The organism is Acidobacteriota bacterium (assembly GCA_028874215.1).
Classification (GTDB): Bacteria; Acidobacteriota; UBA6911; order RPQK01; family JAJDTT01; genus JAJDTT01.
Window position 1 is genome coordinate 1 of sequence record JAPPLF010000040.1, and the last position, 11,116, is coordinate 11,116.

Below are 11,116 nucleotides of genomic sequence, written 5' to 3' on the forward strand. Positions count from 1 at the left end.
CGTGCTCCGCCCCCCACGAGAGCAGCTCCGAGTCGGTGTCCCGGCCGGGATCGACATAGACGAAGGTCGCCCGGTCCTCCTCCAGGGCCAGGCGGAGCTTGCGGGGGAAGTACCGGCCCCGTCCCTGGGCGTGGCCGGCATAGTGGCGGCACGGGAACAGCCGCCGGGAAAGGCCCAACGCCTGCAACAGTTGCGTCACCTGCGGATCGACGAGTTTCATGGGGAGGTGAACGGGCTTCCCGGTGTCGATCGGGAGGTGTAAGGGAGACAAAAGACGCGACTTACATCCCGGAAGCCTTTTGACTTACACCTCCGATTTCCCCGATCTCTTTGTCGCTCATGCCGTTACGGCCACATTCCCGGCTTCGCCGTGCCCGCACGGGGAAAGCGGAGGTGGACGGGAGCGACCCCCCCTTTTTCCTGCCCGGTGCGGGCACGGCAGCGTTGCCCAACTTACGTTAGCGCAACGCCCCCTGGGGGGTCGCTCCCGTCCAATTTTCCCTCGCGGACTGTTTCTATAAGGTCCGTAAACCATTCACTATAAAAGAGTTGTCAGTTTTTCACCACCGCTCTTCCCCCCATTCTTTCCACCGGGATGAATCGGATGTCTTTGGCCCTTCGTGGCCGTGAACGGACGTAACCGTTCGGTCAAGCCGTGGAAGAACGGTCGGTCGGTATTCTCGCCGCAGTTATCAGATCCTGTTGGGTTGCTGTCGGGCTTGAACCACTCTTCGCGGCAGTTAGACCTCCCTGGGAGAGGAAAACGGCAGGTGATCGACGACCGCAAAGTCCTTACGCAGCACGCGATCCGGCCGCATCGTTCCGACGCGATGGGGCACATTATCCGGTCTGTGCCTCCACCCAGTTGGAGGTGGAGGAGTGGCACTTCGCCAGGTGCTTGCCCCCTTTGAGCGCGAGGTCGCAGGCCCGGCTCAGGAAGTCGATCCCCACGGCTTGACCGAACGGTTACGAACGGACGCGTCAGCCCCGGATCGCCGCGTGTCCACACCCCCAAGGCCGGACATTTTCGACGGCCACCAGGATGGATTCGCATCTCATCTCTTAGCTGTTCTCGGACGGTTCCTTGAGTTCGATACCGGAGGCTTCCAGCATCGCCCGCAGCTTCAGGTCCCGCTCGTAGTACTTTAGCGAGCAGGAATTGGGGTAGGTGATCCGGATGGACACCCACTGGGGAGGTTTGTCTGCATCTGTCACCACGGAAGCCGCCAACTCCGCCGCAGCAAAATGACGGCCTGCGTCCGTTGCGAGAAATCTCCCCTCCGCCGCGAGGCGTGGACAGAGCGGGGGCGTCGCCCCGGGCTTAGGCCTCACCCTTCGTGTTGCCCCTTCAAGCCAACAGAGGCCGTCTGAGGGCGTCTTATTTCTCGGGATCACCCCATTCGTCACGGGAGCGGCAAGACAGCCCGACGCCCCGGCGTTCCCGCGCCCGGACCGGCAGCGCTTCCGGGCCGTCTACGGCGGCGACCCCGGTGATGATCCCTCCTTCGGGGGCCTCGAATGATTGTCGGCAAGTGGTTCTTAGCGGAACCGGGGGCGTGGGTCTCAGCGCCCAACAAGGAGGTTATCCGGGGCTGGGGGCTACCTGCAAGTACACTTTTTCAGGATTCTGATCGCAGCGCTTTAACACCACCTTGGCATGCTGCGGGATTTGTCTAGACTCCCATTGCACGTTCACGAACAGCGGCGGATCTCCCTCAATCTTCTTGAAGCGTTCAAACATTCTGTCATCCGAATGCACCGGTTTAGTATTCACGATAGAATTCCTATACGGACGGTCCGGTGTGAGCGGGAGATGATCTTCGAGGTTGAGCAGTGAGTTTTTGTAAAGCCTCTCGACGACACTGGTGAGAACCTCGTACCAGTGACTCAGTTTTTGTTCCTTACCATCCCAGAACCGGATTGCCGACGGGCAGGGTCTGCCATTCGGCGGATCGTATTTGGATAGCTTAATCCAGCCGTCCCCGGGCGAGTGTAGCTTGGGAGCCCGCCGGGGTGGTTTCCACGACGACGACGGTTGGCGTGGCGGGTTTTCTTTCCGATGGTCCTCGTAGGATTTGATGGCGGACTCGTCGAGTGGAGTGCACTTGCACTGTTTCCATAGCCGATCAAACCAACACTCCACATCTTCCGTGTCCGAAGTCTCAAACAGTACCTCTTCATTCCCCCCGAAACCGCGACACGTGAAATTCGCGCTTCCAATCCAAGCACGGGATCTGCTTGCCCCTCGGAAAATGTAGACTTTTGGATGAAAAAGCCGCTTGTCGCCAGAGCGCTTGTCGCCAGAGGCAGGACCAGCGAGCAGTTCCCCCATATCGGCCAATTCTCGCAATGCGTCCGGGTCGGTTATGTTGCCCGAAAGGCCGACGATCGCGCGAACTTTAAGGCGAGGATTTTGGCGGCGCAATGAACAGAGACCTTCGTTGGGAGTTGCCCACGCCGTCGCGAGATCGATTTCGGATGCCCACTCAAGGTTTTGGGAAAAACGGATTCGTATGTCCTTGCGGGTGATCAGAGTGCTCAGTCTCGGCACCAAAGTCTCAGAGCTACTCATGCGACGTTGCGGCGCGTAATGGCTTCGCGCAGACCTTCCAGCAGGCCCTGTAGGTGCGCCATGCGTTCCCGGAGTTCCCCGATCTGGTTGCGCAGTTCAGTACGTTCTTGTGCCGCTTCGCGAAGCTCCGAACGGATGGCGCGGGACTGGGTCAGGATGAGGCCAGCGAGGAGGAGGAAACCGCCAGAGATCGGAAGGGTAACAGTCGTGAATTGGTCCGGCATGAGATCTTCCCGTCTCCAGTCTATCCCTTGCCCAAATCACGGGCCAGAGCGAGCACACTTATCAACCATCCCCAGAACTTGTTGCCCGTCTCGACGAAATCCTCCTCCCGCCGCTCAATGGAGCACCTAGTTAAGACCAGGTTCTCGGGGAGTTTTTCGGTTTCGCCTCGTAGATGGGAGTGCACCCGAGCGGCTTCCCTTACGCTCAGTCCTAAAGGGGTTATGCCTCGTAGCAGGGAGCGGACGTCGGTCTCCCGTACCACTGGCTTTGTTGGCTCGGTTTTGCCTGGTAGCAGGGAGCGGACCCGGACGCTGACATCCACATCACGTTCCGAGTTCAGACATTCCGGGGTTCGGTTCAGGTCCTCGTCCCAGAGGACGCGGAAAATCCTCCTGCTTCAAGCGGCCCCCAGTGGCACGTGTCGCCTGTGGTCATACAGGGATCATGCACCACGTGTCGGGAACGGACGCCTGGCAGAGCCATAACAGGTCTTCCGGATTCTTCTCCGGGGCCTTCCCGCCAGAGATAATATCGATGGGAGCCCTCCCAGGGGGTGTTGCGCAAATGTAAATAGCGCAACACCCCCGTGCCCGCACCGGGCAGAAAGAAAGGGGGGCACTCCCGTCCACCTCCGATTTCCCCGTGCGGCACCGCTGGACCCGGGAATACGGCCGCAACTGATTGAGAGGAAAAGAGATCGGGGAAAGCGCATTTGTGACCGACTGGGACCGCCTTTTGTGAATCCACCCCGCATGTCCCATTCACAGTCCCGGGCTGGCACGACACGCCACTTTTCGGCGGTCAGAATCAACCTCCCGCCAACCGGTTTGGGTGGGCGTCCGTTGTCCCACCCAACGGTGCAGTCCGGCCCCCGGTTATCGACTCTCGCCAGCCAGATAGCCCGCCCAGTCGTCCATGAGCCGGCTCCGACGCTCAAACAGGTCCGTGCGCCGATACGCCGCCTCGACCTTATCCTTCACCTTATAGTTGCCCATGCATCTCCTCCTTTCTGGATCCGGGTTTTTCGCTGCGGGGCGAATCGTGCTACGGCTCCAGAGAATCGACATCGGTGTTCAAGTATTCGCGGGTGAAGACCCGGCGGTCCCGAGTTCAACCCTGCTTTGATAATGTCCAGGTCGGCCAGATTGCGAATCGTGCCGTCAAACTGCCCCAGCCGCGCCTCGATGTCCGCCTTCAACCGGCCCCACATAACGGCTACAGGACGAAGGGATTGCCTCAGCCAGACCCCCCTCGATCGGTAGTATCTGTCTCCAGTCACTTCGGAAAGCGACCGCCTAGAAAAAAATTGTGACCGATGGCGATTTCGAGCGTTGTACTTGTTAGAGGGGTGATCCCTATATTTTGGAGGCAACCGTGACCAATCACCTGGATATCCTACCCGATCCGGCTCTCAAGCCGGAAATCACGAAATGCGCTCTTCTGGAGGGCAACGTGGAAGGGTGGATCATCTGCTGTTCCGAGCGATTCTTGCCTCTGGCCCAGCGGATCGCCAAAGACGACAGCCTTGCCGAGGATGCGCTTCAAATCAGCTGGATCAAGGTGCTGCAATCGATCAACCATGCCTATTTCGACGGACCGAAGGCCTGTCCCTGGGTGGGGAAGATTGTGGCCAACACGGCCAAGAATCTTCGTCACCAACGCCAGCGGCGAAGAGAAGCTCCCCTCTATGAGATCGAAGCGTCTAGCCGAACTCCTGAGGACTTGGCGCAAGAGAGGCAGATGCTGGGCCTGCTGCGAGAATCGATTGCACTTCTTCCAGAGACCTACCGCCAAGTGATCGAGTTGCGCGTGGTTGAAGGATTCTCCACCCGCCAGACGGCGAACCTTCTCCATGTCTCCCTCTCGAACGTCTCCACTCGGCTGCATCGTGCCGTCAAGCTGCTCCAGCGGCGTATCGATGCGCGCATTCGGCCTACTTCGGACAGAGAAACGAAGGGGTAGGACCGCCTAAGCGCCCTTGATCTTGGCGCCCCCTAAAATCACCCCTGAAGTCACCGCTTTCAAAAAACTGTGACGAAAGGAGGGTTTCGATTGTTGTACTGGGTAGAGGGAGAGACCTCAAGACGGGTGACCCGGTGTCACCCGCCCAGAAAGGAAGGAGGTTGATGCCATGAAACTCACACACTGGAAACTCGGCACGGTTTTGTTGGGGGTGCTCATCTTGCTTTGTCTGGTGTGGTGGCCCGAGGGAGAGGCCCCGGATTCCCTCCAGCCGGTCATCACGACAAATGACGCCGCCGTTTCACCTTGCCGAGACACCAGAACAGGTTCCGGCTCTATTGGAGGCCGGAGTTGATCCTAATGTTCAGGATCTGGAGGGAAGGACTCCTCTGTATCTGCAAGCTCAGAAAGCCATGATGATGCCGAGTGAAAACGGCCAGTCCATCCTCCAGAAGCTTCTGGAGGCGAGTGCAGATCCCTTATTTCAAACGAATGAGGGCCGAAACGCCATTGACATTGCTCGTCTCAGCAATACCAATGGCACCAGTTTAGTCAGGCTCGAGAACCAGTTCCATAAGCGTTTGGAGGAACGGGGTATGACGATGGAAGAGGCTGTTGCGAGGAATCCAGCTTTGAAAGAAACACTGTATCACTTCAGACGGGAGCCGCAGATTGCCTCTGAAATTTTGGCCTCACTTTTTGGTGGCTATTCGGGTAAGCCGGTATATAGGTCCCGAAAGTTCGGGAATGACGAGCCTTAACAGTAATTATTTGAGAATTTGGAGGACTGCCCAATGAGAAAAGCTCTGATACTATTTACCGTCGTGTTGGTAATTGTGCCAATTGCCATTGAACAAGCAACTGGTAACTGGTGGTGTTCTACCGATGATGGTATATGCTACTGTATGTTCAACACTGACTGTACGGATTATAATGAGGATTGCGACGATAAAGGTGGTTTTTGTAGCATTCAATGGAGTGGCGGAACATGGCACTGTTACTGCGCTGGCACGTAATAGTCTGAGGATTACTCCAGATTGCCGGCTACGGTCGAATAGCTTGCTCATGCGAAATTGACCGTTCGGCATTAAAAGCACTGTCACATTTTGTGTCACGGTGCTTGGCGGAACATTGGAGGGAGAGAGCTAAAGCATTCTGTCTTGTAAAATAGAGAGCGAAAAGAGCGTGATGGCGGAAGTATTCTGGTCAGTTGGACAGAGAATTCATTGGCACTTCGTAGTGGTATTGGCGTTTTTGGTTCTTGCTAATGTTGCCGGATACCGGACGCGAGCGAATCTTCAGGCTAGACTCGGTCTTCTGCGTCAAATTAATCCGAGCCGGGTAGAGCTTAGTCAACCATTGCAGCCACTTGAAGGATTTGATGAGACAGGAAAACCCATACGAATAGCATATGAACAATCAGCGACTGTGCTTATCGTAATGCAAACCGAATTTTGCCCAGAATGTGCTAGTACAATGACATATTGGAATACTCTTGCAGATTTCCTTCAAATTCCCGATGTTCGGTTTGCGGGCCTCTTCGTGGATCCTGGAGATGCCGATGGTTATTTGATGCAGAATCCAGCTGCGTTTCCCATAATCAGAGATGTTTCGCGGGAAATACTGGACAATAATGGAATCGTGCGGGCACCTTTGACGATTGTAGTATCTAAAGGAGGTGAGGTTGTGGACTACTTCACCTCGTTGGACAACAGTAGGAGTCGCAATAGACTTGAGGAGCGACTGCGTCCATACTGGTGGCCTGCCAATCGGATGGGAGTAAACGCAAATTGAGTACAAGACTGTTTCAATGGGCAATTCTGGCGATTTTGCTAGTTTCTGCAATACTTATTAACGTTGAGAACATCCTTCTCATGCGAATGTTTTCACAGCGCGCGGAGTTGGCAAGAGCGAGGCCGGGGGAGACCGTTGGCCCGCTGTCCGTCAAGCGAGTTGATGCAGAGGGAAATGAGGGGGAGAAGGAACTCCTAGATTTCTCTGATTCGCCTGTTAGACAGGTTCTGTTTCTGCTTTCTCCAACCTGTAACTACTGCAGTGACAACCTCCCCTATTGGACGACGATCAGCAAAGGCCTTGATCGCGAACGCTTCCGTGTGATCGTGCTCGCAACAAAGGGATTGGAGATGGACAGAACGAGGGAGCAGTTGCAGGAATACGCACGACTTCTCCAAGCTGATGTTCGTGTGGCGAGTGATCAGGGCATATTAAGACGCTACCGACTGACTACAACACCTCAGACGCTTATCCTAGGGACGGATGGACGCGTGGAAAAGGTTTGGCTAGGTCGCCTCTCGTCATGGCTTACATGGAGAGAAGTGACAGAGGTACTAGGTATAGATACTGCCTATTGAAGATGTTGCAAGGATGGGAAGGTACAGCTGCGTTGCGGGATTCGACTCGTCGGTTATTTCGGTCTTTATTTAGTCAAACACTTGTCATTAGCGCGGGCGATGCCGTCAAGCACGTGCATAGGGAGCCGAACCGGGGCTACCGGAAGGTGATGGACGCCGACCTGCCGGACTACTTCGGCCAGATCCTCCATGCCGAACTGATCAAGACCATGGTCCATCGCATCAGTGATGGGCGGTTGCGCCAGTGGCTGTGCCGCAAACACAAGGTGAGTGCCGGGAAGACGGTGCGCTTCGCGGGCGAGCGACTCTGGAAGGAGTGGAGACTCACCCGCCTTGGACTGCGAACGGTCAGCTTTCCGTGGCCGCGTGTATGATCTCGTCCGCGAGCCGGATGCCTGAAATCGATGAGCGGGGAGAGGAAACTTGGCCACGGTGGAGAATGAGGCACCGATATGATGGCGAATGCCGCCAGCAACAGCGACTTCCTCCTGCCTACGACCGTCGCGCCTGCCCTCGACTCTACCACTCAAGGACATGGTCCTCGACGGGACGCTGGCTTATTGAGGTCACACGGCATGAAGTGGGTTTCTCGAGGTATTGACTTCCAATCTATGGCGACCCTGCTCGGGGTGTTCCTGCTCTTGGAAACCTTTTCGTGGTCTCAGGCTGTGCAACGACGAGACGAGACTCCCAGATTTCGGGCCGAATCAGAATTAGTGCTGGTCGACCTTGTAGCGACCGATAGAAAGGGGCAGTTCGTCTCCGATCTTCGTCAGGATGAAATCGCGGTCTTAGAGAACGGAAAGCGCCGGAAGATCCAGTTTTTCAGGCTAGAACAGTTTGAGACTACGGGCGAAAAATCGGGAAAGCTACTGGCCTCGGTGGCCCCGGGGCACCGGAGTATGCCTCAAGCGAGGCCAAGCGGCTATGTTGTTTTTCTGTTGGACCTCCAGACCATGGACCTCAACTCGGCGGAACGGAGCAAGGAAGCCGTCCGGGAGTTTCTCCGCTCGGAGTTGGATCCTGGAGACTTGGCCATGCTGGTCACGATCCGGCCCGCGTTCCATGTCGACCAACCCTTTACCCGAGATCTGGAGAAGTTGGAGCGGGCCTTGGATCGGGTTCCCTATCGTCGTGAACAGGTCAGCCTGGAGGAGTTTGCGGAGCGGGTGGATGAGATCTTCAATCGCTTCAAAGAGGCACCCTTATCCTACGCGGTAATGGAGGCGCAGCAGTACCTCTCGAACCTGAGAACCCGCTTGGATCTCTCTTGCCGGGCGATCTCGGCCCTTTCCCGATACCTGGGTTCGCTCCCGGGCCGAAAGCGGGTGATTTACTTCTCGAGAGGGTATGCCATCAATGCCAGACTCAGAGTGTCGGAGATAATCGAGCGAAGGATGGCCCAATTGCATCGTGGGATGTACGGGCCTCGGGCGCCCACTCTAACCACTTTGTCCAAGCTCAGAATCGGCAACATGGCCTCCATCTACGCCAGGAGTCTCCGCTCCGCCGTTGATCAGGCCAATCGCAACCAAGTGTCGGTCTACAGCATCGACCCTCGCGGGCTGATGGTGGTTCCCTTCCAGCACAGCACGTATTTCGACATCGGAGACGCGGAGGCGACACAGGAGTTCCTGGCCACCCTGTCGGAGGACACGGGAGGCCTCCTCTTCACCAACGAGAACGAACTCGTCAGTCCCATACGAACGGCGTATCTGGACAGCCGTTCCTACTACCTTCTGGGTTACGTTCCCGATGCCAAGTTGGAGGACGGCAAGTTTCATCGGATCGAGGTCACGGTGAAACGAAAGGGCCTGAAGCTCCGGTACCGTCGCGGGTATGAAAGCGTGGCGCCGGAGAAGGCGGCCCAGTCCGATTTGGCCAATGCCTTTAAGTTTCCCGATCTCTATCGGGATTTTCCGTTCCAGCTTTCCGTCCGCCGCCAGGGTGAGCAGTGGGTCGTGCAACCGCTGATTCCCAACCAAGCCCTGACCTTCTCCGCCGAAGGGGATCGAAAACGATGTCAGTTGGAAATTTTCGGCATGCCTTTCAACGCTGCGGGCGAGCCCCTGGGAGAGAAATTCCTGTTCGTCAAGGCGCTGGACATTGATTTTTCGGAACAGGAACTCAAGTCGTTCCAGCAGTACGAGAGCTTCGGTCCTTCGCTGGAGACGAAAATGCCGGAAGAAAGCCGGGATCTAGTCGTCGTTCTGCGTCAGAGTCTCTCGGGAGAGCTGTCGGCTGCGACCCATAGAATCGGAGCCGAGGAGGTGTTACCCAAGTAGACTCTTGTTCATCAGCAAGAACGTCACACCCATACTCGCGAAGTCCCCACGATCGTTGACGCAATGGTTACTCCTTCGCTCATGCTTTTTCCTTTCCCTTCGAGGTTATCTGTCTTCGTCTAGTCTGCCCCTTGGCCGAGTTCCGGACCAAGATGTATTCAGCATCGCGGTGGAGGACCTCGACGAACATACGGATCACGGCTTCTCCCGCCGCGTCGTAATCTCGATGGTGGCCCACCACGGCGTCGGGAATCCACGGGTATCACCTTCGAAGCGCGCGCCCCACTCACTGCCTTAGAGATTCGAGGGGAACCACCTAAAGAGCGGTCCAAGGGTCGTCTTCGGTTCTGGGGTCGAGGCCGGAGCGGGCGGCAGGAGAGTCTCTACTGCCCACGTCGCAAACGAACGCAATACTCCGCCGGCGCAGCGGGATCGCATTTCCAGGCTCAGCGCCGCCATCCTGCGGGTCAGTGTGAGCATCGACGTCTGCACCGTACTGTAAGAGGTCGTCGGGAGCGCTTGGAGTCCTTTCCAATTCGTGTGCCAGGAGAATCGCCGGGACGCTGACAGCATAGGGGATTCCGAGAAGGAAGTTCGGCCACACGAGGAAACCCGCCGTGTCGGGTGCGGATTGGCCGTTGCCCAGCATGAAGCTGATATGCCAGAGCGACCCGGCCCACAGAGTTGTGACGAGGGTGACGAGGAGCAGCAGAAGGGCCAGCTTGTAACGGGGCCTCTCCGGCAGCGGCGCCGGCAGGTTCTCGTCTTGGGGAGAACGTTCCGTCACTGACGAAGGACTCGTCCGGAGGCAGGGAGGTCAGCCGGAGCGGATTTCTTTCCCGGGTTTGAAGCGAACGGTCTTGCCGGGAGGAATGGGGACCACGGCTCCCGTCCTGGGGTTGCGGCCGATGCCACTCTTCCGCGGCTTGACCAGAAAGACTCCGAAGCCCCGCAACTCAATGCGTTCCCCATGCTTCAGGGCGCGCTTCAACACCTCCAGCACGGTCTCGACGGCCTCTTCGGACCTCGCCTTGGTCAATCCCACCTTTTCGGAGACGCGTGACACAATGTCTTGTTTGATCACAGCTTGGAAGTGCCCCCTGAGGTGCCAGTCGTTGTCTTATAGTGGGCATAGGTTCGGGATGTCAAGGTTCGGTTCAGGCTCCGCATGTGAGAAGTCAATCCGGAGCCGGAATGGGCTTTTCCGGGATACAAACCCTCAGGGGGGAATCCGTCAGCGGGAAAGGATCTGGAGCACAGCCGGACCGAAACATTCGCAGCAGGGGTGACACCTCTCGCCCGGCCCAACTCGGAACTCCCGGCATCCGGCACCGGTTCGCTCGAAGTTCATGAGGGTGGCCGAGACGCAGTCTCGCAGGTTTCACCGCAGCGGGGACAGTCTCTCTGAAAGCTCCGATATCCGCAGCCAGGACAGCGGTAAGGGCGGCGCGCACGGAGCCTCTCCACCGCCTGCTTCTTGAGGGCCTCCAGCCGTTGCTCGTGAATATCAGGGGCGCTCATGCGGGCCTTCTTGCCCGCTATGGGTGTCATTTGTGGCCTTCCCGACAGGGATCAATTGGACGGGAGCGACCCCCCCAGGGGGGGTTTTGGGGGTTTTTTTTTGGGGACCCACCCCCCCCCCCCCCCCGCCCGGGAAAAATTGGGGGGGGGCCCAGACCCCACCCCAATAACCCCCGGGG

12 protein-coding genes are annotated in these 11,116 nt (G+C 57.4%); 6 read left to right on the forward strand and 6 right to left on the reverse strand.

Going from position 1 to position 11,116, the window contains the following annotated elements:
- From OXT71_07305 to OXT71_07320, 4 genes are all read right to left on the reverse strand, one after another.
- A partial coding sequence (locus OXT71_07305; protein ID MDE2926186.1) for a hypothetical protein occupies positions 1 to 220 on the reverse strand: 220 nt, incomplete at its 3' end.
- 842 nt (positions 221 to 1,062) lie between these two features.
- A complete protein-coding gene (locus OXT71_07310) occupies positions 1,063 to 1,218 on the reverse strand; it encodes a hypothetical protein (GenBank protein MDE2926187.1) in 156 nt (51 codons plus the stop codon).
- Positions 1,219 to 1,582: 364 nt separating this feature from the next.
- On the reverse strand, positions 1,583 to 2,551 hold the full coding sequence (locus OXT71_07315; protein MDE2926188.1) for a phospholipase D family protein: 969 nt from the start codon (positions 2,549 to 2,551) through the stop codon (positions 1,583 to 1,585).
- Between the two features lie 17 nt (positions 2,552 to 2,568).
- A complete protein-coding gene (locus OXT71_07320; GenBank protein ID MDE2926189.1) occupies positions 2,569 to 2,796 on the reverse strand; it encodes a hypothetical protein in 228 nt (75 codons plus the stop codon).
- A gap of 1,375 nt (positions 2,797 to 4,171) precedes the next feature.
- On the opposite strand from OXT71_07320, the gene OXT71_07325 reads away from it, so the two are divergent.
- The 6 genes from OXT71_07325 to OXT71_07350 all read left to right on the forward strand — a co-directional run bounded on the left by OXT71_07325 (position 4,172) and on the right by OXT71_07350 (position 9,416).
- Positions 4,172 to 4,759 (forward strand): sigma-70 family RNA polymerase sigma factor, encoded by a 588-nt coding sequence (locus OXT71_07325; GenBank protein MDE2926190.1) that lies wholly within the window; start codon positions 4,172 to 4,174, stop codon positions 4,757 to 4,759.
- 287 nt (positions 4,760 to 5,046) lie between these two features.
- Positions 5,047 to 5,520 carry a hypothetical protein gene (locus OXT71_07330; GenBank protein ID MDE2926191.1) on the forward strand — a complete coding sequence of 158 codons (474 nt, stop codon included), beginning with the start codon at positions 5,047 to 5,049 and terminating at the stop codon, positions 5,518 to 5,520.
- Between the two features lie 427 nt (positions 5,521 to 5,947).
- A complete protein-coding gene (locus tag OXT71_07335; protein MDE2926192.1) occupies positions 5,948 to 6,553 on the forward strand; it encodes a redoxin domain-containing protein in 606 nt (201 codons plus the stop codon).
- On the forward strand, positions 6,550 to 7,131 hold the full coding sequence (locus tag OXT71_07340; protein ID MDE2926193.1) for a hypothetical protein: 582 nt from the start codon (positions 6,550 to 6,552) through the stop codon (positions 7,129 to 7,131). Before OXT71_07335 ends, OXT71_07340 begins: the two co-directional genes overlap by 4 nt.
- Positions 7,132 to 7,244: 113 nt before the next feature.
- On the forward strand, positions 7,245 to 7,505 hold the full coding sequence (locus tag OXT71_07345) for a hypothetical protein (protein ID MDE2926194.1): 261 nt from the start codon (positions 7,245 to 7,247) through the stop codon (positions 7,503 to 7,505).
- Positions 7,506 to 7,742: 237 nt separating this feature from the next.
- The gene (locus OXT71_07350) at positions 7,743 to 9,416 is read left to right on the forward strand and encodes a VWA domain-containing protein (protein MDE2926195.1); all 1,674 of its coding nucleotides are present in this window, start codon (positions 7,743 to 7,745) and stop codon (positions 9,414 to 9,416) included.
- A gap of 316 nt (positions 9,417 to 9,732) precedes the next feature.
- Here OXT71_07350 and OXT71_07355 read toward each other — a convergent pair whose 3' ends face one another.
- The gene (locus OXT71_07355) at positions 9,733 to 10,203 is read right to left on the reverse strand and encodes a hypothetical protein (GenBank protein ID MDE2926196.1); all 471 of its coding nucleotides are present in this window, start codon (positions 10,201 to 10,203) and stop codon (positions 9,733 to 9,735) included.
- Between the two features lie 30 nt (positions 10,204 to 10,233).
- The gene (locus OXT71_07360; protein MDE2926197.1) at positions 10,234 to 10,500 is read right to left on the reverse strand and encodes an integration host factor subunit beta; all 267 of its coding nucleotides are present in this window, start codon (positions 10,498 to 10,500) and stop codon (positions 10,234 to 10,236) included.
- Positions 10,501 to 11,116: the final 616 nt, after the last annotated feature.